At 30.3% G+C, this 25,822-nt stretch carries 23 protein-coding genes and 1 tRNA gene; 8 read left to right on the top strand and 16 right to left on the bottom strand.

The features are described 5' to 3' along the window. Positions 1–42: 42 nt before the first annotated feature. Positions 43–426: a DUF983 domain-containing protein gene (locus ACJJV4_RS04800; protein WP_405292331.1), complete on the bottom strand. Its 384-nt coding sequence runs from the start codon at positions 424–426 to the stop codon at positions 43–45. Between the two features lie 85 nt (positions 427–511). Between ACJJV4_RS04800 and ACJJV4_RS04795 the strand changes: the two genes are divergently transcribed. The 8 genes from ACJJV4_RS04795 (at position 512) to ACJJV4_RS04760 (ending at position 11,566) form a co-directional block, all read left to right on the top strand. Further along, positions 512–2,416, top strand: a complete 1,905-nt coding sequence (locus tag ACJJV4_RS04795) for an ATP-binding cassette domain-containing protein (RefSeq protein WP_405292330.1) — start codon at positions 512–514, stop codon at positions 2,414–2,416. A 135-nt stretch (positions 2,417–2,551) separates the two neighbouring features. Then, positions 2,552–3,682, top strand: coding sequence for an efflux RND transporter periplasmic adaptor subunit (locus ACJJV4_RS04790; protein WP_405292329.1), 1,131 nt, complete (start codon positions 2,552–2,554; stop codon positions 3,680–3,682). 5 nt (positions 3,683–3,687) lie between these two features. Further along, on the top strand, positions 3,688–6,885 hold the full coding sequence (locus ACJJV4_RS04785; RefSeq protein WP_405292328.1) for an efflux RND transporter permease subunit: 3,198 nt from the start codon (positions 3,688–3,690) through the stop codon (positions 6,883–6,885). Further along, positions 6,875–8,191 (top strand): TolC family protein, encoded by a 1,317-nt coding sequence (locus ACJJV4_RS04780; protein ID WP_405292327.1) that lies wholly within the window; start codon positions 6,875–6,877, stop codon positions 8,189–8,191. The genes ACJJV4_RS04785 and ACJJV4_RS04780 overlap by 11 nt, the downstream gene beginning before the upstream one ends. Positions 8,192–8,349: 158 nt before the next feature. Next, a complete protein-coding gene (locus ACJJV4_RS04775; protein WP_405292326.1) occupies positions 8,350–9,174 on the top strand; it encodes a Two component regulator three Y domain protein in 825 nt (274 codons plus the stop codon). Positions 9,175–9,450: 276 nt separating this feature from the next. Further along, positions 9,451–9,523 (top strand) — tRNA-Met (locus ACJJV4_RS04770). Between the two features lie 53 nt (positions 9,524–9,576). After that, positions 9,577–10,881, top strand: coding sequence for a tyrosine-type recombinase/integrase (locus tag ACJJV4_RS04765; protein WP_405292325.1), 1,305 nt, complete (start codon positions 9,577–9,579; stop codon positions 10,879–10,881). Positions 10,882–10,885: 4 nt separating this feature from the next. After that, positions 10,886–11,566, top strand: a complete 681-nt coding sequence (locus ACJJV4_RS04760) for a hypothetical protein (RefSeq protein ID WP_405292324.1) — start codon at positions 10,886–10,888, stop codon at positions 11,564–11,566. Between the two features lie 438 nt (positions 11,567–12,004). Here the strand turns inward: ACJJV4_RS04760 and ACJJV4_RS04755 are convergent, their stop codons facing one another. The 15 genes from ACJJV4_RS04755 to ACJJV4_RS04685 form a co-directional block, all read right to left on the bottom strand. After that, a complete protein-coding gene (locus ACJJV4_RS04755; protein ID WP_405292323.1) occupies positions 12,005–12,985 on the bottom strand; it encodes a hypothetical protein in 981 nt (326 codons plus the stop codon). A gap of 188 nt (positions 12,986–13,173) precedes the next feature. Continuing rightward, complete coding sequence (locus ACJJV4_RS04750) at positions 13,174–13,584, bottom strand: hypothetical protein (RefSeq protein ID WP_405292322.1); 411 nt, start codon at positions 13,582–13,584, stop codon at positions 13,174–13,176. Positions 13,585–13,743: 159 nt separating this feature from the next. Further along, a complete protein-coding gene (locus tag ACJJV4_RS04745) occupies positions 13,744–14,916 on the bottom strand; it encodes a DUF2059 domain-containing protein (protein WP_405292321.1) in 1,173 nt (390 codons plus the stop codon). A gap of 146 nt (positions 14,917–15,062) precedes the next feature. After that, a complete protein-coding gene (locus ACJJV4_RS04740; protein WP_405292320.1) occupies positions 15,063–15,899 on the bottom strand; it encodes a hypothetical protein in 837 nt (278 codons plus the stop codon). A 157-nt stretch (positions 15,900–16,056) separates the two neighbouring features. Beyond that, positions 16,057–16,704, bottom strand: coding sequence for a hypothetical protein (locus ACJJV4_RS04735; protein WP_405292319.1), 648 nt, complete (start codon positions 16,702–16,704; stop codon positions 16,057–16,059). Positions 16,705–16,941: 237 nt separating this feature from the next. Beyond that, positions 16,942–17,274 carry a hypothetical protein gene (locus ACJJV4_RS04730; RefSeq protein WP_405292318.1) on the bottom strand — a complete coding sequence of 111 codons (333 nt, stop codon included), beginning with the start codon at positions 17,272–17,274 and terminating at the stop codon, positions 16,942–16,944. A gap of 362 nt (positions 17,275–17,636) precedes the next feature. After that, positions 17,637–18,947: a helix-turn-helix domain-containing protein gene (locus ACJJV4_RS04725; protein WP_405292317.1), complete on the bottom strand. Its 1,311-nt coding sequence runs from the start codon at positions 18,945–18,947 to the stop codon at positions 17,637–17,639. 142 nt (positions 18,948–19,089) lie between these two features. Next, positions 19,090–19,632, bottom strand: a complete 543-nt coding sequence (locus ACJJV4_RS04720) for a hypothetical protein (RefSeq protein WP_405292316.1) — start codon at positions 19,630–19,632, stop codon at positions 19,090–19,092. A 124-nt stretch (positions 19,633–19,756) separates the two neighbouring features. Next, positions 19,757–20,266 (bottom strand): hypothetical protein, encoded by a 510-nt coding sequence (locus ACJJV4_RS04715; RefSeq protein WP_249755481.1) that lies wholly within the window; start codon positions 20,264–20,266, stop codon positions 19,757–19,759. Positions 20,267–20,419: 153 nt separating this feature from the next. Then, entirely contained in the window at positions 20,420–21,523 is a 1,104-nt protein-coding gene (locus ACJJV4_RS04710) for a serine hydrolase domain-containing protein (RefSeq protein ID WP_405292315.1), read from the bottom strand. A 287-nt stretch (positions 21,524–21,810) separates the two neighbouring features. Continuing rightward, positions 21,811–22,692, bottom strand: a complete 882-nt coding sequence (locus tag ACJJV4_RS04705; RefSeq protein WP_405292314.1) for a DUF5677 domain-containing protein — start codon at positions 22,690–22,692, stop codon at positions 21,811–21,813. A 130-nt stretch (positions 22,693–22,822) separates the two neighbouring features. After that, on the bottom strand, positions 22,823–23,377 hold the full coding sequence (locus tag ACJJV4_RS04700) for a DUF2199 domain-containing protein (RefSeq protein WP_405292313.1): 555 nt from the start codon (positions 23,375–23,377) through the stop codon (positions 22,823–22,825). 179 nt (positions 23,378–23,556) lie between these two features. Further along, positions 23,557–24,294, bottom strand: a complete 738-nt coding sequence (locus ACJJV4_RS04695; RefSeq protein WP_405292312.1) for a hypothetical protein — start codon at positions 24,292–24,294, stop codon at positions 23,557–23,559. A 158-nt stretch (positions 24,295–24,452) separates the two neighbouring features. Then, positions 24,453–25,184: a Cthe_2314 family HEPN domain-containing protein gene (locus tag ACJJV4_RS04690; protein ID WP_405292311.1), complete on the bottom strand. Its 732-nt coding sequence runs from the start codon at positions 25,182–25,184 to the stop codon at positions 24,453–24,455. Between the two features lie 253 nt (positions 25,185–25,437). Further along, positions 25,438–25,578: a hypothetical protein gene (locus ACJJV4_RS04685; protein WP_405292310.1), complete on the bottom strand. Its 141-nt coding sequence runs from the start codon at positions 25,576–25,578 to the stop codon at positions 25,438–25,440. Positions 25,579–25,822: the final 244 nt, after the last annotated feature.

Raw genomic sequence — 25,822 nt, 5'->3', positions numbered from 1 at the left:
CTTGCAGAGTTGCGAAAGGTAACGCCCAAAATAAAAATAACTTTATTTTTTTGCTAATTTTTTATCGTAACTCATAAAAATATTAATCCAAATATTACGAGAAATTCTCATGATTACTGGCATAAACCCAATTAAAGTGGCAATTATTGCTATAAAAATCCCGTTTAAGCTAGCATCGAAAACAAAACTACTAATTACATAGGCTGCAACGGCAAAAGCTATACCCACAGCGTAACTCACGTACATAGCGCCATAGAAAAAAGATGGCTCTATCTTGTATTTTGTACCACAATTACTACAGTTTTCATGCATGCTTAAAGTTTCGGTGAGTACATATGGATTTTTATTAGTGTACATAGATTCTTCTTGACATTTTGGGCAAGTTCCAGTGAAAATACTATATACTTTTGATCCTTTTTTAAACATATTATTTGTGTATTTTTGCAAGCGCAATTACAAAGCAAAAATAAGATTTTTACAATTAAAACTTTGTAATAAAAGTTACATTTCTATGATGAACATTCATAATTTATCGGTTTCATTTCAAGGCGAATACTTGTTTGAAGATATTACATTTAAACTTGGAAACGGAGATAGGATCGGTCTTATCGGAAAAAATGGAGCTGGAAAATCGACCATGCTTAAAATTTTATCAAAAGAAATGGAGCCTGATACAGGTCAAATTGCTGCAGATAAGGAACTTAAAATTGGGTTTTTAAAGCAGGATATCGATTTTATATTAGGTCGTACCGTTTTAGAAGAAGCTTACGAAGCTTTTGTTGAAATTAAGGAATTAGAGGCTAAAATGGAAGAGGTTAATACCCAAATGGCCGAGCGAACCGATTATGAGAGTGAAGGTTATCACCAATTAATGGTGGATATTAATGATTTACAACATCAATACGATATTTTAGGCGGTTACAATTATCAAGGTGATACTGAAAAGATTTTGCAAGGTTTAGGTTTTAAGCGTGAAGATTTTGGAAAGCTTACCGATACTTTTTCTGGTGGTTGGCGTATGCGTATAGAGTTGGCTAAGTTATTATTACAAAATAATGATATTTTGCTACTCGATGAGCCTACCAATCACTTGGATATTGAATCTATTATTTGGTTAGAAAGTTTTTTAAGAAACTACACAGGTGCCGTGGCTATTGTATCTCACGATAAGATGTTTTTGGATAATGTAACAAATAGAACTATTGAAATTTCTTTAGGAAGAATATATGATTACCCAAAACCGTACTCTAAATTTTTAGTGTTACGTGAAGAATTGAGAACGCAGCAATTGGCTTCTCAAAAAAATCAACAAAAACAAATTGAGCAAACCGAGAAGCTTATTGAGAAGTTTAGAGCAAAAGCATCTAAGGCCACTATGGCACAGTCTCTTATTAAAAAGCTTGATAAAATTGATAGAATTGAGGTTGATGAGGATGATAATAGCGTAATGACGCTTAATTTTCCGGTATCTATTACTCCTGGAAAAGTGGTTGTTGAAACTAATAAAATTTCCAAGAAATATGGTGATAACCAAGTTTTAAGTGCTATTGATTTGCTTATTGAGCGTGATACTAAAACAGCTTTTGTAGGACAGAATGGCCAAGGGAAATCTACGCTTGCCAAAATAATGGTAGGTGATATTAAGCATGAAGGTGAATTAAAATTGGGACATAATGTGCAGATTGGATATTTTGCTCAAAACCAAGCCGAGTATTTAGATGGCAACAAAACCGTTTTAGATACCATGATAGATGCCGCAAATGAAACTAACCGTAGTAAAGTTCGTGATATTTTAGGTTCGTTTTTATTTAGAGGAGATGAGGCTGATAAATATGTACGTGTACTTTCGGGAGGAGAGCGTAATCGTTTGGCATTGGCAAAGCTAATGTTGCAACCGTTTAACGTGTTAATCATGGATGAGCCAACAAACCACCTAGATATTAAATCTAAAAACGTATTGAAGGAAGCTTTAAACCGTTTTGAGGGTACGTTAATTTTGGTATCGCACGATCGTGATTTTCTGCAAGGTCTAACACATACGGTTTATGAGTTTAAAGACCAACAAATAAAAAAATATCTTGGGGATATTGATTACTACTTAGAGAAACGAAATGTTGATAGTTTGCGTGAGGTTGAAAAACGTACCGTAATTAAAGAAGTTCCAAAGGAAAAGAATCAACAATCTTATGAGGATCAGAAAAAAATAAAATCCTTAAATAATAAATTGAGCAACATTGAGTCTAAAATAAGTGACATGGAGCGGAAGATTAAAAAGATAGATGCCGAGCTGGAAATTAATTACGAAGAAGTTTCTTCTAAACCGAACTTCTTTGATGATTATCAAAAAATGAAATCCGATTTACAGGGCTTTATGCAGAAATGGGAAGATATTCAGCTTGAAATTGAAAAATTTTAAGCCAAATATATTTTGATAGATAAAATGTGAACGGAAACGAACAATATGTAGTTTCCGTTTTTTTTATGTTTTTTTTAACGTTTATCGCTTAAACATTAGGCTAATTTTGCTGTCATACTTATCAAAACTATTTGTATGCGTAAAATTATACTTTCTGGAATTGGAATTCTACTAATAATACTTTCAGTTTTATTTGCAAAAAAACTTATTGCAGATAAACACAAACCAAAACCTGTTAAAGAAAAAGTTGTAAAAACAGTATTTACAGATACAGTTAAAAATGGTACTATTAAAATTGTAGTACCGGCAAACGGAAGCCTAGTAGCCAAACGTCGAGTGGAGCTATACTCGGAAGTACAAGGTATCTTTAAAACATCAAATGTTTTATTTAGACCAGGGCAAGAATATTCCAAAGGACAAAGTTTAATTCGAATTAATGCAGATGAGTATTATGCTAGTGTACAGTCTGCCAAAAGTAATTTGTATAATGATATTGCGGCTATAATGCCCGATTTACGACTGGATTTTCCGGAAGTTTTTAAAAAATGGGAAGATTACCTGAATGGATTTGATTTGAGTAAAACTACTCCAGAATTGCCAAAAATAGTTTCAGATAAAGAAAACTACTTTATAACCGGTCGTGGTATTGTTTCTAGTTATTATAACGTTAAAAACTTAGAACAACGTTTGTATAAATATACTATTTCTGCACCGTTTTCGGGTATTTTAACTGAAGCTTTAGTTACCGAGGGATCATTAATAAGAAGTGGTCAAAAACTTGGCGAGTTTATTGATACATCTATTTATGAAATGGAAGTTGCTCTAAGTAAAAGTTATGCTAGTTTATTAAAGGTAGGCGAATCTGTAAAGCTTACCAATTTAGATAAAACAGAAGTCTATACAGGAACAGTATCTCGTGTTAATGGAAGTATAGATGCTACAACTCAAACTATTACTGCTTATATTGATGTTAAGCATGATGCGTTAAAAGAAGGTATGTATTTGGAGGCAGAATTGGATGTGAAAGAAGAACCAAATGCTATTGAAATTAATCGTAATTTATTATCTGAGAATGGCGAAATTTTTGTTGTAAAAGATAGTTTATTAGACGTGATACCTGCAAAATCAATTTATTTTTCTGATACTAAGGTGGTTTTAAAAGAGGTTCCAGATGGCACAGTTATTCTTAAAAAATCGGTTCCTGGTGCATATGCTGGTATGCTTGTTAAACCTTTTAAAAATACCGCAGATAATAAAGACCAATAGCAAGCATGAGAAAACTTATAGAGTATTTTATTAAGTACCACGTAGCTGTTAATATTTTTATTTTGGCTTTTGTTGGTTTTGGTATTCTTGGTGTAATATCCTTGAAGTCTTCATTTTTTCCATTAACGGAATCTAAAATTATAAATGTTAGTGTTACTTATCCTGGAGCATCACCTCAGGAAATTGAAGAAGGTATTGTTCTTCAAATAGAAGATAATTTAAAAGGATTAAAAGGTATTGATAGAGTTACCTCTGTATCCAAAGAAAATAGCGGCACTATTACGGTAGAAATAGAACAGGATGAGAATATTGACTTCATGTTGTTGGAAGTTAAAAATGCGGTAGATCGTGTCCCTTCTTTTCCTTCAGGAATGGAGCCTTTAATTGTTGCTAAGCAAGAGGCGGTACGTGAAACCATATCATTTGCGTTAAGCGGAGAAAATATTCCGCTTGCTACACTGAAGCAAATTGGGAGAGAAGTTGAAAACGATTTAAGAGCTATTGATGGTATTTCGCAAATAGCTATTTCAGGTTATCCAGATGAAGAAATTGAAATTGCTGTTAACGAAACTAATTTACTCGCTTATAATATAACGTTTAGTGAGGTTGCCCAAGCCGTAAGTACTGCAAATATTTTAACAACTGGAGGTACTATAAAGACAGATGTAGAAGAGTATCTTATTAGAGCTAATAATCGGTCTTATTATGGTGATGAGCTTTCCAATATTGTTGTTAAAGCAACAAGCGACGGAAAAGTAGTTCGTTTAAAAGACGTAGCTATCATTCGTGATCGTTTTTCAGAAACACCTAATGCCACCTATTTTAATCAAAAACTTTCAGTAAATATTTCAATAACAAGTACAAATTCTGAAGATTTAATTTCATCGGCAGATAAAGTAAAGGAATATATAGAAAGTTATAATCAAAAGCATAATAATGTACAGTTAGATGTAGTTAGAGATTTATCTAAAACGTTAAACCAACGTACAGATTTATTAACAGAAAATGCCATAGTAGGTATGCTGTTAGTGTTATTGTTTTTGTCGGTGTTTTTAAACACACGTTTAGCATTTTGGGTTGCCTTTGGGTTACCAATTTCTTTTTTAGGAATGTTTATTTTTGCAGCTCAATTTGATGTAACTATTAATGTATTGTCACTTTTCGGAATGATTATCGTAATAGGTATATTAGTAGATGATGGTATTGTTATTGCCGAAAATATTTACCAGCATTATGAAAAGGGCAAATCGCCTGTACAAGCTGCTATTGATGGTACTATGGAAGTTATTCCCCCTGTAGTATCTGCTATTATTACAACCTTATTAGCTTTTTCATTATTTCTGTTTTTAGACAGTAGAATAGGTGAATTTTTCAGTGAAGTAGCGGTAATTGTAATACTTACTTTAGTTGTTTCTTTGGTTGAAGCATTAATTATTTTACCAGCGCATTTAGCACATTCAAAGGCTTTACATCCGCAAGTAGAGGAGGAGAATCCTTCTAAAATGAAGCAATTCTTTTCTAAAATGCGGGTTATAAATAAGGCTGGAGATAACTTTATGAATTTTTTAAGGGATAAATTATATACACCAACGATTACATTCGTATTAAACTTTAAAGTACTTTCTCTTAGCATATTTGTTGTTCTATTAGTTTTAACTTTTGGAGCTATTGGAGGCGGAATTATAGGTGTTACCATGTTTCCATCTGTAGCTAGTGATAGAGTTTCTATAGAGTTAGATATGCCAAACGGAACCAATGAAAAGATAACCGATTCTATTATTTCTATGATAGAAGAAAAATCGTTTATAGTTAATAAAGAATTAACAGAAAAATACTTAAAAGGTACCGGGAAAGAACTCTTTGAAAATACTATTTTAAAGATTAGTAGTAGTTCTAGCGCTAGTTTAAGCATAAATTTATTACCAGGAGAAGAACGACCAGATGCTATAAAGTCTGCATTAGTTGCTAATAGGCTGCGAGAATTAGTTGGTCCTGTGGTAGGTACCGAACGTTTAATTTTTGGTTCGGGTGGTAATTTTGGAGGTAGTCCTGTATCAGTTTCGTTATTAGGAAACAATATTGAAGAGTTAAAGGCAGCCAAAATAGAATTAAAAGAAGTTTTAGCATCTAATCCTTTATTGAAAGATATAGAAGATAATGATCCAGCAGGAATTAAAGAGATTAGAATAGAACTTAAAGAAAGCGCCTATTTATTAGGATTAAATTTAAGTACTGTTATGACTCAAGTACGTTCTGGTTTTTTTGGTACACAAGCACAGCGTTTTCAACGTGGACAAGATGAAATTCGCGTTTGGGTGAGATATGATAGAAGTAATAGAGCATCAATTAACAACCTTGATGAAATGCGTATTGTAACCCCTACAGGAGAGCGCGTAACACTTAAGGATATTGCTACTTATACTATAGAAAGAGGCGATGTTGCTATTAACCACTTAGAAGGTCAACGCGAAATACAAGTATCTGCAGACTTAAAGGATCCAAGTACAAGCACAACAGATATTTTGGACGATTTAAAGAATGTTACTATGGTTGAGTTAAAATCGAAATATCCAACTATTTCTGCTTCTTTTGAAGGCCAAAACCGTGAAAAAGAAAAATTAAATAGCTCTTTGGCTAAAGCTGGAATACCTATTTTATTTTTAATTTATATTGTTATAGCATTTACTTTTAGAAGTTATAGTCAACCTTTATTATTGATGCTTTTGGTGCCGTTTAGCTTAACAGCCGTAGCTTGGGGACATTGGATTCTTGGTTTTTCGGTAAATATCTTATCACTTTTAGGAATAATTGCTTTAATTGGTATTATGGTGAATGATGGTTTGGTATTTATAGGAAAGTTTAATACCAATTTACGCGAAGGCTTAAAGTTTGATGATGCGCTTTTAGATGCTGGGAAATCTAGATTTAGAGCTATTTTTCTAACATCATTAACCACAGTAGCAGGTTTAGCGCCTTTATTGTTGGAAAAAAGTAGACAAGCACAGTTTTTAAAACCTATGGCAATTTCAATTTCCTTTGGTATCGCTTATGCAACCGTTTTAACACTTTTGGTGTTGCCTCTGTTGTTATCATTTAGTAATAGTATAAAACAAAAAGGAAAGTGGCTCGCTACTGGTGATGATGTCACAAAAGAAGAAGTAGAACGCGCCATTAAAGAACAAAAAGAAGAGCATGAACATTAAATTTGTTTTTTTTAGTATAATATTTATTGTGCAAGCAGCAGTGTTTGCTCAAGAATTGATAACACCCGAAAAAGCGGTAACCTTAGCTTTAGAGAATAATTATGGTATTAAATTGGCTGGAACCGATGTAGAAATAGCTAAAAATAATGCCGATATTTTAAATTCTGGATATTTGCCAACCTTAACAGGAAATGCGGGTGCCAATTATAATATTGATGATACAGAGGTAGGGTTTTCCGATGGAACCAATAGGGTACTAAATGGAGCAGAAAGTTCTAGTTATAATGCTTCGGTCGATTTAAATTATACTTTGTTTGATGGTTTAGGCCGATCTTATAATTATAAGCAATTTAAAGAAATTAAACAATTAACAGAGTTGCAAGCACGCGAAACTATAGAAAACACCATAGTACAATTGTTTACAATATATTACAATGTAGCCGAACTTATTGAAAACAAAGATGCTGTTTTTCAAACGTTAACTATTTCTAAAGACCGACTTATTCGCTCTCAATATCAATTTGAATATGGACAGAGTAATAAATTAGCAACTCTAAATGCCGAAGTAGATATCAATAATGATAGCATTTCTTTAATGAATACTTTGCAAGAACTAAATAATGCTAAGCGTGATTTAAATTTTGTTTTAGGAAATACGATTTCTGAAAATTTTGATATAAGTACGGAAGTTGTTTTCGATAACCTATATGATAAAAATGAACTTTTAGAAAAAACTAAAGCTAATAATATTAGTATTCTACAAGTAAATAAAAGTATTGGTATTAATAAGTTAGGAGTAAAATCGGAAACTTCAGCATATTTGCCAACTGTTGGTTTATCTGGAAGTTATGGATGGAATAAAAATAATAATAATGCGGCCTCATTTGCCGCTTACTCAATAAACACTGGGCTTTCAGCAGGGTTAAGCTTGAGGTGGAACTTATTTGATGGCGGTAGTACTATTACCAATGTTAGAAATGCTAAAGTAAATTTAGATGCTCAAAATATTTTAAAGGAGCAACTGTTAGTTTCTGTTGTGCGAGATTTTAATAATGCTTGGGATGATTATGATAATAAATTAAGTGTTTATAGACTACAAGAGCATAATATTAAAACCGCTCAGAATAATTTTGATAGAACTAAGGAACAATTTAAATTAGGCCAGATAAACTCTATAGAGTTTAGGCAAGCACAACTAAATTTGCTAAATGCGGAGTTAAGTAGGAATCAGGCTAAATATTTTGCTAAAATTGCCGAGATGCAAATGCTACAAATTAGTGGAGAATTATTAAATGTGAAGTTTTAAATTATCGTAAATGTTAAAAGAATATGTCTTTTATCGTTAAACAATGTATTTTGTCGGGGTTGAAATGTTAAAATTTGGTGTATTTGGACGAATAAAATAGTTCTTTGTCTTCTTTAGGCCTATTTTTGTAGGAGAATAAATGCCCAAATACAATTCACATGAAAAATTTAAGCTATATTTTAATTTGCTGTTTAGTAACAAGTTCTTCGTTTGCTAGCATATCAAAAGTACAGAAAAATGCTTTGGTTGCACTTTATAACTCTACAAAAGGAGATCAGTGGAATACCTCATGGGATTTGGAAGCTGATGAAGATACTTGGTTTGGACTTACTATTGAAAACAATAACGTAGTAGAAATTAATCTTCAATTTAATAACTTGAAAGGTGAGTTGCCAGAAGAGTTAGGAAACTTAACAGCTTTAAGAAAACTAAATTTAGGGTTTAATCAACTTTCTGGAGAAATTCCTTCTTCAATTGCAAATTTAAAAGAGTTAACAGCTCTAGAGTTGTTTATGAATAAGTTAGTAGGGCAAATACCCTCTGGAATTGGGCAATTAAAACATATTGAATATATAAAGCTATATAGTAATCAATTAACGGGAGATATTCCAGAATCTATAATGGAATTAGCTACTTTAAAGGAATTACTACTAAGTAGTAATTTTTTAACGGGAACAATTTCTCCTAACATCCATGCTCTACAGAATTTAGAAAAATTAGGCTTAATGGATAATAAAATGGATGGAGAAATTCCGGTAGAACTAGCTCAACTTGATAACCTTGAAGAATTAATGTTATCATCTAATAGTTTTTCTGGTAATTTGCCAGTTGAGTTTATTAACCTTACTAAATTAAATACATTAATGGTTAGTGATAATAACTTAAATCAAGAATACATTACAGTATCTGGTAATAGTCCACAAAATCTTTCTAATATGTTATTACAGAGTGCTACTGCTAATATGGATATTGAAAAAGAATAGTTAAAAGAAGTGTTATAATAAATAATATTTAAAAAGTAGCTTGTGAAAGCTGCTTTTTTTTTTTGACTTATCTAGAAATGAAATAGGTTAATTGAATAGGTTTATTTTTTTTTATTTGGAATGTGCAGGTAATGAGTTGTTTAAAAATTGTTGTGATTTTTTTACTAAAAAATGCTTGTAATATCTAAAAAGGATTGTATATTTGCAGTCGGAAATAATTTGATTGGTATTATGAGCCAAGAGTTAAAAGCTAAGTAAATTATTTCTAGATTATATCGCGGGATAGAGCAGTAGGTAGCTCGTCGGGCTCATAACCCGAAGGTCACTGGTTCGAGTCCAGTTCCCGCTACTAAGTTAAAAGTATCAAAAACAACGGTTTAGTTTTCTCTAAACCGTTTTTTTATGCTTAAAAGTGAACAAATAATTACATTTGCATACGATAGTGAATACGAAAGTGCATACGATTTGACAAAGAAGAAAAATTTTTCAGAGCCTAAAATTTATACAGCAAATGGTAATTTAACAAAGCGCTGGTATGTTTATTTTTCATTTAGAGATCCTGCTAGTGGAAAATTAAAACGATTAACTCCCATTTATGGCAAGGCTAATAGTTACAAAACAAAAGAAGCACGATTAGAGATTTTAATAATTTATCGAAATACCCTACTAAAACTCCTAAAAGAAGGATTTAATCCTTTTGCAGATAATACAGCCTTACTAGCTAAACGAAACGCAAAAGTTAAACGATCTAATGCAAAACCATCTTCAGAAGTTGATACAGAGAAAGACAAGGAAACAGGTGTACCTGCAATGTCTATAAAAGAAGCTTTTAACTTTGGATTAAAACTGAAAGAAAAATTACTAAGTAAAACGACGAAACGAGCCTATGAGAATAGGATCAAGAATTTTATAAAATGGGTTGAAGATGTGCATCCAGAAATACACACGATAGACAAGGTCGATAGAAAGCTTGTGACCCAGTTTTTAAACCATGTACTTGACAATACAAGCGCACGTAATCGCAACAATTTTAGAGTAGATTTAAGTAGCTTAATACAGGTTTTGGAAGATAATGATATCGTGGCAACGAATTTCGTAAAACGTATTCCAGTATTAAAAAGCATACCACAGCGCAATAAAACCTATAGTAAGGAAAAGCAAGAAGAAATATATAAATACTTAGAAAAGGAAGACACCTTGTTATTGCTGTATATTAAATTTATCTCCTATAATTTTTTGAGACCAATCGAAGTTTGCCGATTAAAGGTTGGAGATATCGATTTAAAAAATAAAGTAATTAAGTTTAAAGCCAAAAACAGTCCTTTAAAAACAAAGATTATTCCTGATTTACTAATCAACGATTTACCCGATCTCTCAACGATGAATAAATCTCTGTGTTTATTTACTCCAGATCAAATAGGCGGAAAGTGGGAAACCGATGTAGATAATAAACGAGATTACTTTTCTAAGCGTTTTAAGAAAGTAGTTAAAGACCCTTTTGGACTCGGGAAAGACTATGGTTTATATAGTTTTAGACACACCTATATAACAAAACTATACCGGGCATTGGTAAAAGGATCTTCACCATTTGAAGCAAAAAGTAAACTGATGTTAATCACTGGGCATTCATCGATGTCCGCTCTTCAAAAATATCTTAGAGATATTGATGCGGAGTTACCCGAAGATTATTCAGAACACATAAAATAGAGGTATGGAATTAGACAAATTATTTACCGAGCTATGGAAAAACCTTTATAAACCTTTTGTGTTTTATATCCCATTACGATTGATGCCCGATTTAGAGCCTAATGAGATCTTAAATACGGTTATCTTTATAGATAGTAAAGGATTTGATAGCGAATTAAAAGAAGCGTCTTCTCATCACCATATATTGAGTAAAGCGATGATTTTAAATGATAACATCTTTAAGCTTATCGATCAAAGTGAGCGCTTACCAAAACAGCAATTTGAGTTTTTTTTAGAGAAGTATTTAGAACATGTCAATTTTGTATTGTACGCATCAAATTGGATGAAAGATCATGTAGAAATAGATATTCCTGATTTAAAGGAAGAAACCAAAAAATCATTTAAATCACAGACGGAGATATTTTTACAACATGTAAAAGATTTAGAATCACATATTATACTGCCAAAAAAAAGAATAGAAAATCAAGAAGTTGATGTTTCAAGATTTATTAAAAACGATTTAGCAGATATAAAGAATGCTCTAAATATTAAATTAGATTTAGAAGCACCGAAAACATCTTTAAAAAAGGATGAACTAACTTCAATAAAAATTAAAAAGAAATTACCTTTAATAAGTGAAGAGGTGGCGGAAGACTTTCTTTTAGAAACGGTCTTTCATATTAGAAAAGAATGCACAACAAAATGATAGAGTAACTTTTTATCATGACAAATCACATCGAAAAAAATAGAAATGATGTGTTAAATATAAAAAGAGTAATCAAATATGAATAAAAAGGTTTTTTGTTCTTTTTTGAGGTGTTTATAGGTTTTTTTGTGGTGTTTTGGGGTGTAAAGAGGTGTGATTTGTTCTTGTAGTGTGGTATTTTGTGGTGGTGTTTTGTGGTGTCGTTTTAATTTTAATTAGTGAGGTAACATCAATTGAACCCATTAAAATGGTATTACTATTTAAAATTATGTAGCCTTTATTCAGGACGCTAATTAATTACTTACAACGAATTTGTGTATGGTTAGTTGCGTTAGGTACTAAGATAGCAAAAGGGGACGAGTCTGAGGGAAATTCTGAGAATTTTCCGATTAGAGCTTACATACTCAAGCAATTAATTATACACGGTGTTGTGCGTAGTTATTTTTCCGTTTGCTTATCTATCCAATCTATTAATTCATCTTTATTTATTTCATTCCAAGTTGTCTGTGTGTTCCGATTTTCGGATTGATTATATTCTGGCTGTAAAACAATTAATTCCGTATTTTCATTTCCTGCAAGTTCTAATTCAGCTAAAAATCCAACTATGTCAGTCGAATTGTTTTCATATAAGGTTCTGTAGTACTTTTTTAGTCTATATTTTATTTTTGGCGCAATGTAAGCTCTCACAGCATAATTTTTGTAAAACTTAACATTTTCATTATTTTCATCAGAGTAGCTATAAGTCGAGAAATTGCGGTAATTATCTTGGGCCGTTTTAGGCGTGCCTTTCAAATTGGTTTCCAACATAAAATTCATAAATATAGGCTCCCAAAGGTCAATTCGATTGATTTTTATATCTCGTTTGTGTTGTTGCCATTTTCTTGTCCAATCCAATGTGAAATCACAAATAACAACTCCTTTTATGTTAACTTGAAAATCATAATCTTCCTTTTTGATAAATTCAATATATTTCATCGCTCTATGTCCTACTAAACTTGCACCTAAAAAGAAAATGTTTTCATTAGGTAAATTATGTTTATTAAACACCTCTTGAATTAAATTATGAGTAGAATTCATAGATGATTTAGAAAAGTAAAAGTCTAAAGGGATTTCAGTTGAAATTGACAATACTGCAAAGTTATTTTCAGATGCTTGAGCATACATCTGCTTTGAACTAAAATTTTTTTTGTCATACTTTGAATCTTCGAGGAAAATAAGCACACCTTTTATTTCATTATTTTCAGGAAGCATTAGAGTATAACCTTTTTGAATAAAAGGCAAAAAGTCATTTTCTCCTATTCCAACTTTTAGGCTATCATTTTTTACTGGCTCGTAATATTCAACCATTTTCTGTGAAAAAGATTTCGTGCTAAAAATAGTCAGGAAGAGTATAAATAATACCTTAAAAGGTGTTTTCATTATCGTTTTTTTAATTACGCACAACGTTTATGTATAAGGATAGTTGCGGGTTTGTATGCGAGGATTTTCCGAAGGAAAATCAGATGCAGGCAAACACGCAATTGCCTTTGATTAAGCACTAAACCGCAATTATTTTTATACGGTGTTGTGCTTAGTGTTTTATTTTTTTTCAACCAACTCAATCAATTTTAGAGTTGAATAGTCGTATTCATTTTTAATAATTCTAAAATTCTTATTCGGTCAGTAATATCATCATAAAAAATCCAATCCGATATTGTTCCAGTCGATTTTTTAAATCGCTTTTCCAATGCTGTTGAGTTTTTGTTAATCAAAGCATCGTTTTCTAAATTATCTAGAATTTCCGCAATTAATTTGTTCGCATATTCATCATCAATTTCCGTCCAGTTTTCGATTTCAGATGTTGATATTAATTCAACAAAACTTTCTAAGTCAGAACTTCTCCAATAGTTTCTCAAAAAGTCTACATCTATTTTTAAAAATGATAATTCATTAATATTTTTTACTGTCTTTTCTGCAGATTCTTTTCCGTTTTCAAATTTGGTTATAAGTTCTTTTATTTTACTATTAAGTTCCTCCATTGTCAGTTTTTCCACATTAAGCACAACGTTGTTGTATATGGTTTGTTGCGTGGTTTAGCACGTAATTTAGCAAATAAAAACCGAATAGAAAATCCGCGAGGATTTTCGTAAGTAGGCTGAAACTAGCAATAAATTATATACGGTGTTACCACACGTTTTTTATTCAATTGTTAATTCAATCGTTTCGTTAGCATAACTAGAAAATCCGCCTTTTTCTCCTTTCGTTAAATCGACTTCCAATTTCAAATTCGAGTCTGTATTTTTCTGTTTTACAATTAAATGTTTTGAAAAAACTAATCTAATTTCAGTTTCCTCATTTGGTTTAATAGTTTCTTTGTTCCAGTTTAAGTAAGCAATTTGTTTATCTAATTCTATATCAGAAATGTAAAAGTCTTTTTTGCCTGTATTTTTTAAGATAAAAACGTAAGGTTTAGAAAAGTCTTGCTTTAGTTTTTTAAACTTTAATTTTCTAGTAGAAATCTCAAAACTAATTTCCTTTGCAGGCGCATCGTATTTAATTCCGAATTGGATACTATTTCCATTATTGTAATTAATACTCGACATTGAATAACTTTTGTTTTCTGCTAATTCAGCGATTAAAGTTATTTTTAAATCTCTTATTTCTCCTATGCCAAGAGGTTTATTTCCTAAATCAAATTTTATTACTTCGTTACTCAAAAATTTTGGTTCTTGAAATTCAATTTCCTTGTTTGAATTATTTTTTACTCGAATTATCTTGGTTATGTCTTTTTTGCCATCTGTTTTTCCAAAATCAACTAATAAGTCTCCGATATTGTTTTCTTTGTCGATTGCAAGGTCAGTAAGATTAAGTATTTGCAAACCGTATTTGTCTTTAAATTCGGTTTTGAATTTTTCTTTTTCATCAGAACTTGATTCGTTTTTACCTTTATTTTCAATTTCCTCAATTACATATGAACCTAAATTTTGTGACCATTGCATTAATGGCAAATTTAATTCTTCCATTATGATAGGTTGTTTTTCGATAATCAACCTACCAGTTTCTGAATTATAAAATGTTATAAGATTATCAATCTCAATTTCTGTGTAATTTTTAGAATAAATTGGTGTAACGATTAGTTTAAGTTCAGTCAATGATTTTTCAGTAACTTTTTTTTCCAATGCTTCCCAGTAATTGTCTGAAATTCCGAAATTACTTTTCTTTTGATATTCGATTGTTTGAGTTATTATTTTCTCAATGTTACTTATTGTTCCATCTAATTCTAATAGTTTTTCTATTTTTCCATCAACTGTTTGAGCATTGATTTGAATTGAAAAAAATGTAATTAAAGTTATTAATATTGTCTTTGTCATAGGTTTGGGTCAAATGTGTGGTAACGGTTTTGTGTATGGTTAGTTGCGTGGTTAAGCAACTAAATTAGTAAACATTTACGAACCCGTGAATATTCCGCAGGAATATTCGCAAGTAGACTCAATAAAGCAATTAATTATACACGGTGTTAGCGGTAGTTTTTATTGTTTCGTATTCTATATGTTCGGATTATATTTTCTAATTGTTGTTGAGTAATATTTAATTGGTCAATTTCGACTTTTTCAAATATTTCTTCGTCATACCAATAAGTCAGATAGGATTTTGCGGATTTTCCATATCCTTCCTGAATAACTTGCTCATCTTCGATATTCGACCAATTTTTAAATTCAGTTGTTATTGTTTCTATTCCTTTATTATCGATAATTATTTGAGGCTTATTGTTAAGGAATTTTCGCAATTCTTTTATAGAACTATAAATTCCAATTAAACCCATTATTCCTCCCAATATGTAACTTTTATTCGTTCCTTTTGTAATAAAATATATTCCAAAACCAATTATTAAAATTGAAATAATTAATTCAAACAATCCTAACGATTTAGAATACTTAATTATAGTTCTTGGTGGAAGAGAATAATCTTCTCTATAAACATCTTCTTTATCGAATTTTTTTTCGAGTTTCTTTAGTTCTTTTTTGTCTTCAAGAGTCCTAATTTCAGTTTTCTCAAATATATTTCCGTCATTCCAAATCAGTTTTTCTTGAATCGCTCTTTTCTTTAATTCGTGAACGTTTCTAACATTTTTAAATGCCCAAATTCGCCATTTTGTAATCATAAAACTCCAAACTGACCAAGCAATAACAAAACCTAAAATAAATCCAATTCCAATTCCCCATTTAGGAATTAAATTTTGATTTGATAAATAAAGAGATATTGCAGGAATTCCGATAATACATATAAAGACAGGAGTATTCACGATTAAGTGTCCTCTAATTATTGCTTTATTAACTGAAATTTCTTGTCTCATTTAGTTCGTCGGTCAAATTACCGCTAACGGTTTTGTATATGGTTTGTTGCGTGTTTTAAGCACCTAATTTAGCAAATACAAACCGAATAGAAAATCCGCGAGGATTTTCGTAAGTAGGCTAGAACTAGCAATAAATTATATACGGTGTTGGCAACAGTTATCTTTTCCAATTGTATTCGGAAAAATAATCAAGTAAAAACTGTTTTTCTCCTTTATTTGATTTTTTCATTTTTTTATAAAGTTCTTTCCCTAATAGTTTTGGAAAACGTTTAAATTGATAGTTAAAGTTTATTTGGTGAATACCATTCATATCTTTGAAATAATAATCTTCTGCATAATCACGACTATAACCTTGTTCACCAAAATTACTATCTCCAAATTCATATGAATTCATATAAGTATATTTATGGGAATAAAAATCTACTTTTCCATTTTTTAAATCTTGATCTGAATTTTCTATTAAAACTTCCATAAATACATTTTTTTTTATGCAATCCTTTATTATTTTTTTTACAGGAATCGATTTTAGCTTTATGCTCCTTCCTTCAGAATTTTTAAATAGCAAATATTTAAAATCTTTTGGATCAACTCTCTTGTTCGTAAACCGTCCTTTTGTATCGTATAAATCAAATCCACAATGTATCTCTTCAGATCTCATTGTTTCACTATGTACTTGAGTTGTGTCGTTAAATTTATTGATTAAATAATAATTCTTAAGTTTATCTCTATCAAAATTATCTGTATTCTGTGAAAAACCTAATGATGTAATGCCTATTAATAAAATTATGATTAATTTAATTTTCATAGAATAAATTTTATAAGAAATATAGCTACTTAATTTATAAAAGTTTAAGACAATTTTCATGCCATTAATCTCATTATTAAAACTGTTTTTTATTGTTGCCAACGTTTATGTATATGAAAAGTTGCGTGTTTGTGTGCGAGGATTTTCCGAAGGAAAATCAGAAGCTAGCAAACGAGCAACTAACATTGGTTTATGTAAAACTAGCAATTTTTTATATACTGTGTTGTACAACGTTTTTTAATATTCTTTTTCTTTTTTTATTTCTCCGTTTGCATAATAAGTTGTCCAGATTCCATTTTTCTTTCCATTGACTCTTTTTCCTTCTTTATATAGATAACAACTGCCCAATTTTCCAGAACATTTGTAAAGTCGGTTATATCTTTTAAATTTAGTTTCCGCTGGAGAGTCAAAAAACTCATTGAGATTTTTAGCATCCGAATCGATTTCAGTAGTTACAGATTCTATGGTTTTGTTTCCATTTCTGTCAAATCCATTCCAAGACAATGTATTTCCGTATTTACCCAAGTAACTTTCACTTGCTATTTGACCGTTTTTATAGTAATGAATCATTCTCCCAGTACCAGTTGAGTATTCCTCTGAATTATATATGTAAGTAGTCCAGCAGATTATCCAGTTAATATTACCGTTTTTATAATAAGTAGTATCAGTTTTACAACTGATTTCCTCTAGGTCATTTACAAGTTCCAAAAATCGTTCAGAATGTTGAGAATGACATAAATTCCAAATAAGGACTAAGAATATGATTGAAAAATTGCGTTTCATTCAAATGTTGTACAACGTGTTTGTATATGGTTTGTTGCGTGGTTTAGAACGTAATTTAGCAAATAAAAACCGAATAGAAAATCCGCGAGGATTTTCGTAAGTAGGCTAGAACTAGCAATAAATTATATACGGTGTTGTGTGCAGTTTTTTTACTTATCATTTGTGAAAAAATCTTCACCATACATTGTCAAATCAATATGACAAATTGCTTTTCTGATAAATGATTTTGTTGTAGATGAATGATTGAAATGTTTGTCATAAATATTTTTGAGAACATCTATGATATACGGGATTTTTATCTCATCTTTTTTTAAGTGCGTAATAGCTTGGATATAATATCTAAGTTCTGATGTTTCTATATTTGAAAAATCAATCTTTTTTTCCGTTTTTAACTTGTCAAATGCTTTTTTAATTTTTTCAGCTGCAGGTGTTCCAGAAGAAATATTTCCACTTATAAATTTAGTTTTGTTCTTTTCCTCTATTGATAATCTGATTTTTACATCTTCTACTTTATTACTTTTTTCTTTATCTAAGATTTTGTAAACTTCAGTTTTTGTTAGTTTAGATTTACTTATGTAGAAATAAATTGGGTAATAGACACTATTTTCGTGAGTAACTTTTCTTAGAAATTCTTTTGCACTATCAATATCTAATTCTTGTTCAAAGAATGAGCTGAATAATTCAAAGTGAGTTATTATATGATATTTATTCTCAACTAACTGGATAATCTTTTTGCTATCAACAGGCTGTACATCTCCGATTAATTTTAAAGCAGGTGCACCATCCTTTTCAACAAAATTACCTTCATTGATGAAAGTTACCTTTTTTAATAACTCTTCGGGTATTAAAAGTTTATTTTTTGAACCAATTAATTCACCATTTTCAATGTTCAATAATCCAATATTCTCAACACCGATAGATGCTACATCGTTAATTAATTTTAACCATCTATCATTAAGTAGATTTTGTTTTTCCTCAATTATATTTTTTAAGTCTCCATATGATATTTTTCTACTCTCTCCAGGATATCTATAAAAAATATCTCCTTCTTGAACATTGTTATTGGCAGTTTTTATAGCAATTACTGGTTTATTTTTAGATTTATGAATATATAAGAATCCTATTTTAAAACCATTTATTTCTTTAATGAAAAGTTCAAAATTAATTTCTGGCGCAAAATAATCAAGCAGTTCTTGAGATAAATCTTTATTGTCAAATTTCTCTAATTTGTCATTTTGTAACCCTATAAGTTTACCATTATCTTCTATTCCGTATAAAATTAAACCTCCATTGTTATTTGCAAAACTAGCTATCCATTTATGTAGTTTTTTGTCTTTATGCTTTGGGCTATGGAAACTTTCTTTGAATTCAATTTCGGAATTTTCTTTTTGTCTTATTACATTACCTGAAACAATAAAGTACTGTTCCCAAATAAACTCTTTTTCAAATGATTTTTTCAATTTTATTTATATTTTTTGGTAATTGCACACAACGTTTATGTATAAGAATAGTTGCGGGTTTGTATGCGAGGATTTTCCGAAGGAAAATCAGACGTTACAAACACGCAACGACCTTTGATTAAGTACTAAACCGCAATTATTTTTATACGGTGTTGTGCCCAGTTTTTATTTTTTCAATCAGTTTTTCAATCCGTTCATTTCTGCACCAAGCTGTTCGGTCAATATTTATTTCGTGAACAGTTTGGTCATAATTTTTTATTTTTAAAATCCTTTGTTTTCCAAAAAGAGAATCTTCAATATTTTGTAAATCATAACTCAAATTCTTGTAATCGTAATAATTATCTTTTTCTTGGTTATTAGCTAGGTTAACAGTTTTAACTTCCAGTTTTTTGTCGGAATCATTAAAATCAATTTTGAAAACTTCTCCAAATTTATATTTTTTTATAGTCCGATAAATAAACCAAGTAATAACACCAATCGAAATTAAGAGACTCGACCACAAAGGATTTTCAAATAATAATTCAGCAGTAGTGTTTACTCTAGTTGTTCTTCCTTTAGAAACAAATAATGGAATGGCAATCCAACTTCCCAAAAAGAGGACAATGAATAATACAATATATTTAATTCCGATTGTCAAAAAGTTTAAATCAGAAGCAGGTTTTTCTATTTTGTAACTATCGTTCATAAATTGGGCACAACGTTGATGTATAAGGATAGTTGCGGGTTTGTATGCGAGGATTTTCCGAAGGAAAATCAGATGCAGGCAAACACGCAATTGCCTTTGTTTTAGCACTAAACCGCAATTATTTTTATACGGTGTTAGCCATAGTTATTTTATTTTCTTCTCTAAATTCCTTCCAAATGTCAAGTAGCACAATTATTAAAATTATCGCAGCAAAATTTATCATAAATTCAAAACCCGTAGAATCTGTATTAATAGACATATTGAAACTTGATTTAATTATTCCAAAATCGAAACTCAACATATTATTTTTAATTCCGACAAGAAACTCAATTCCTGAGCTGTAACTAAGTCCATTTCCACTAATATCGAATTGAATTATTTGTAATATTTGATTTATAACGGATAAAATAATTCCAGCTTTTTTCGTGCGTTCACATAATAGTCTTTTTCCAGCGTATATTGAGAATATAAATAAGGCTAGACCAGAAAGGAAAATCAAAAGAATTGCTCCGTTTAATTCTCCCGTATTTAACATCAAATAAGCCATTAAACCGATTCCTGTAATACCTCCAATTAGTTGAATCCAACTTATTATTTTTAAAGTCAAATTTGTGCTTTTGATTCGTAATCTCATTTTTTTTCTAATTATGGCTAACGGTCTTGTATATGAAAAGTAGCGGATTTTAAACACTAAATTTTCGGTTTAACACAGACCTTTTTTTATATTTATTTACTTTCTTTTTATCACTAAACCGCTATTTTTTATATACGGTGTTAGTGGCTGATTTTATTCGTTCAAATGTGCTAATTTTCTGTATAATTCGAGGTGTGTCCTTGTTGAAGCATATGGATTATTACCATCATAATAATTCTTATTTGCTGAATTTTTTACGATAATAGTATTTGTTGTTGGATTGACGTAGATGTGTTGATTAAAAACACCAATAGCCATAAATTCTCCTTCCGTTCCATCTGGTATCCACCATTGATATCCATACCCAATACCTTTGGATTCGGAATTTTCGCTTTGGGGCATTAAATATTCTTCAGTAATACTTGTCGATTGTTCAATCCATTTAGCAGGTACAATTTGTTTACCCTCCCAATTGCCTTTATTAAGATATAGTCTACCTAATTTAGCAAAATCTCTTAACGAAGCATTTAGTCCTCCATTAGCTTGCTCCATTCCGTATCCATCGGCTAACCAATAAGCATCGTACTCATTACCAATAGGTTTCCATATTTTTTCTTCCAAATTCTCTGCTAAGCTTTTACCCGTAGCTTTGACTATAATCATACCTAATACGTGTGTATCTATACTTACATATTTATTATAGGTGCCTGGTGGTCTTTCATTTTCTAAAGTAGCGGCAAATTCGTCTTGAGAGCCCCCAAACACAAAACCTTCCCAGTATCTATTAATATCTGACTTTGGATCACTATAATCCTCATTAAATTTAACACCTGAGGACATTTGTAAGACATCTTTTATTTTTACATTATCATATCCTGAGCCTTTTAATTCTGGTAAATATTCATCAACAGTTTGATTTATGCTTTTGATATAGCCTTCTTCAATTGCAATGCCAAATAAAGCAGAAACATAGGATTTTGCCATTGACCAAGATATGTGTTTTGTATCTTCTTGCTGTCCTCTCCAGTAATTTTCATATTGAATGGTGTCATTTTGAATGAAAAGAAAACCTTGTGTATAAGAAGAGTCAATATACTTTTTGGTGTCAAATTCAGATTTCTTGTAAACAAAATTTGATGGTAGTGTAATGTTATTTATACGAGGAAATACAAATGGTTTGTTAGCCTTATAAACTATCTTAATAGGAAGATTCTCATCCATATTAATAAATGTGTGCTCCAAATTATCTAAAGCCATTGCTTCCTTGAAAAGGATAGCCTTTCTAATCGTAGGAATATAGATAATTGCTACTATTATTACAATCACCAATAATATGATAGAAGGAATCTTGAGTTTTTTAAAATTCATATTTTTTCGTTTTATTCTTTTGCTAAATGCAATTTGCCACTAACGTGTTTGTATATGGTTTGTTGCGTGTTTTAAGCACTTAATTTAGCAAATAAAAACCGAATAGAAAATCCGCGAGGATTTTCGTAAGTAGGCTAGAACTAGCAATAAATTATATACGGTGTTACCACCAGTTTTTATTCTAATATTTCTCCAAATTTTTCTTCCCAAATCGTATAAAATGAGTTGCTAATTTCATTCATTTTCATAAGTCCGTTTTCAATTTCGTCCGTAAGACACTCATTCCAATTCATAAACTCCAAAAGACTTTCTATAACTATTGAGTTCATTGGAACGATTACTCTGCAATCACATTTCTCATAATTTAGGAATCCGAAATATCCATTTTCTTTTCTTGTTAAATGAAAGTCAAATATTTCTTGCCAGTTTCCATGAACTGCATCAGAACCAACACCATAAATAAATGAATATAAATCTTCATTGTCAACTTCACTATGAATTTTCCAAAATGATTTTCCGTCTAGTTTCCACTTTTTGTTATTCCGTTTATTATCTTCTAATTCTAAATCTTCGATAGTAAATCCATCAACTTCTAGTTTAGTTTCCAATTTCATTAATTGACGTTTAATTATCGGATGTTCATTATCATCTAATTCCATCAATTTTTTAAAGTTTTGATATCTTGCTCGATAAGAAACTAATCTAAAGTTGCGTTGTGATTCAGTTCCGTTTTTTATTAAATACTTTGTGATTATAAACGATTCATACATTGGTCTAGCAAACAATGATTGAATTTCAAGTTTATTCAATTCGTGATATTTCACATACTCTTGGTAAAACTTTACAATTCTTGTAATGGAACCAACAATTGTAGATTCGTTTAAGCTATAATAATTCGGGTGCTTTTCGTGATTTATTACTCTTGAAAGTAAGTCAATTAATTCTCCTAAATCTTTGGAAAATTTAATTATGAATTCATTTAGTTCTTTTTCCGTTTTTGAAAAATCAGATAAATCTATTTTTGAATATTTATTAAAAATTTCTGTGATTTCGTTCATTTTTCAAATTGGTGGTAACGGTTACGTATAAGAATAGTGCGTAGTTTGTGTGCGTGGATTTTCCGAAGGAAAATCATAAGCAGCCAAACTCGCATTTACTCTTGATTGAGCACTAAACTAAGCATTATTTTTATACTGTGTTGTGCAACGTTTTTTTCATTCGTTCTATTCTTTTTTCGGCTTCCTCAATCGAAATTCCATTTTCTAAATCCGAAATTATATCGTGCTCAATTCGATGAACTGATATTTCTGGTCTTATTCCTCCACTTCGAGTATTCACATTTACGTGAAGTCCTAAAGTACTTTCTTCGTAATCTGGAATTTCATTGCTAATCATTCCGAAATATGTTTTTCCTTCTACGTTATCTTTAAATTCAGAGTGATATTCGTTAAAACTCTTTTCACTCAAAGAAACCCAGATTCCGTAATCCAAGTCCTCGCAAACTTTATTAATCGGAATAGTCAAAGTTGTTCTTATAAATCTATCCGTTTGGTCTTCGTGAGTTATGACACAAAAATCACTTGATAATTCAGCAATATTTTCTTTATCTTTTTTATTTAAAGTATCGTAATATAAAGGTGATATAAATCCGAGTGCCGGCAATTCGTCGTGTATCTCTCCGCAAGTCGAACACTTAAATTCAGAAGGTTTTGGTTTTCTTTTAAAAAGGTCTAAAATTCCCATATTTCAATCCAAGACTATTGGTTTTTTTAATGTTGCACAACGTTGATGTATAAGATTAGTTGCGTGGTTTAGCAACTAATTTAGTAAACAAATACTTACCAGAGAAAATTCCGAAGGAATTTTCCAAGTGAGCAAAAACTAGCAATTAATTTTATACGGTGTTGTAAAACGTTTTTGATTTATAGTTCATATTGTATCTGAGATACTTCGTACTTGTCTGAATTAAATTCTAAATCAACACTATATTCGTTACTCTGTTTATCTCTAATAATGGCCGCAGAAACATGAATTGATTCAACGTTTTTTATCTTTGTTATTTTAAATCCAAATAGTCTAAATTCAAGTATGTTTCCTAATTGAGGTTCAATTTCCTTTAAGCGAAGAATAAATTCATCTTTTTCTAAAAGGGAAATTTCATCATTAAACATTTTTTTTAATTCCTCAAACTGTTTTTCCTTTATCAGACTAATTGTCCTTTCAGCAACTTTAATTCTTTTTTCAGCTTTTTCAAGGAAAGTAATCGGAAAGTCAAATTCTTCTTTTTTGTTGTTTGATGAAATAAGTATAACTTTAATTATGTCATAATTTTTCTTTTCCTCTTTTAAGTTTTTATAGAATCTATAAGCAATATTTGAAGAAGGAAGGTGAACTTTATCTAATAACTCGTCAATAGCATCGCTCTGACTTATTTTAATTTCGAAGTATTTTTTTGTTCCTTCATTAGTTGAAGCACTTACTCCAAATAAATATTCACAACTACCACCATAAAATTCTAAGATTTCATCAATTCCGTTTGCCTCATTGTCACTAAGGCTAAATAAGTGGGAAAGCAAGCCTGTCTTTTCTTCTCCTTCTCGTTTATTTCCGCAAGAGGTTAAAATTAAAATACTAAATAATAGAATGTAGAATTTGTTCATTGTATGTTCAATCCTCAAATGTTTTACAACGGTCTTGTATATGGTTTGTTGCGTGTTTAAGCACCTAATTTAGCAAATAAAAACCGAATAGAAAATCCGCGAGGATTTTCGTAAGTAGGCTAGAACTAGCAATAAATTATATACGGTGTTGTACAATGTTATTTTAATTTCCGTTTCATTTTTTCATAATGTGAATTCAATTCGTCAAATATTGGTAAAATACTTTCAAAACAATTTTCATTAGTTTTATGATATTCCTCTTTTTTTTCTTTAATGAAATCAGATAATTCCTTTTTTCTAAAATGTTTAAAATATGGTTTATTATCTAATATTTTTTTTGTAAATTCTAAATGATAAAACATCTGGATTCGTTTCAATTGATTATCAAGATATGAGTGTCTATGAATAATTGTATTTCTCTCACGACTATAACCGTTTAAAGTATTTTTAAATTTATTATAGTGTTTTGTCGTTTCAGTTCTTGATACTTTTATGTTTCTTATTATAACTCTTTCATTAACATCATTTTCGTCAATTCCTAAATGGAATACAGCATTAATTGTTTGTAACACTCTGTCTGTTAGAGAAGAAAGACGGATTATGTAATTTTCAATATTGTAAGTTATATGGTCTCCTCTGCTTATTTCCTTTTTTGAATAGTTGAAGTTAGAAAATAATTCTAATGCATTTTCAAGTTGTTTGCACAATTCTAACAAATGAACTCCATAAAATCCTGTATTGTGTATGTAGTATTCAAACTCCGAAAAATCAGGGTCTTTAATTAATTCAATATCGGATAATTTGTAGTCATAATCTATTAGTATTAATTTACTATCATTTAATAAATTAGTAACAAAATTATGGGTTAATAACTTGTCTAAATTTGTCATTCTTTAATATTGTACAACGTTAAATATATGGCAAGTTAGGCAGAAAATAAATAATTATTCTCGGTTTAACCACAAGCCAAATCTTTTTATTTTGTTTTAATTTTTCTTTTTAATACCAAATCAAAAGATTTGGCGATTTCGCAAATAGATAACAACTTTTGGATTAAGCATTAATTGCCCAATTTGCTATATATAGTGTTACCTGCTGGCTTTTCTTTTTTTAATCAAATATTTATCCATTCCGCAATTCGCATTAAAGAGTTGAATTTCTTCTCTTTTTTACAACTATGTATTCTAAAAATTTATTTTCATAGTCCGTCCAATTTCCACCAATTGGTGTTTCACGACAAGTTTTAATTAAGCTAAAAATCTGTTTTTCTTTTCTTTTACTCATACCATCTGGTTTTACTCCAATTGTTAGGACTTTAACTTTGTCTGCTAATTCTCCGCTTAATGCATTTAAATTAGAAAATCAATAAGCTGATTCTTTTCGAATTCGATTAAAGGTATTTTGAGCAGAGGCTTTTTCTTTATAAAAAGCAACAAAAAGTATAAAATGTTCATAATAATTCGATTCAGAGTTTTTAGGATAGTTCTTCTTTTGAATAAGTAATTATTCTTCATATTCCGTCAGATTG

The organism is Algibacter sp. Ld11 (assembly GCF_045066735.1).
Lineage (GTDB): Bacteria > Bacteroidota > Bacteroidia > Flavobacteriales > Flavobacteriaceae > Algibacter.
This window is presented reverse-complemented; position numbering and strand designations above follow the sequence as displayed.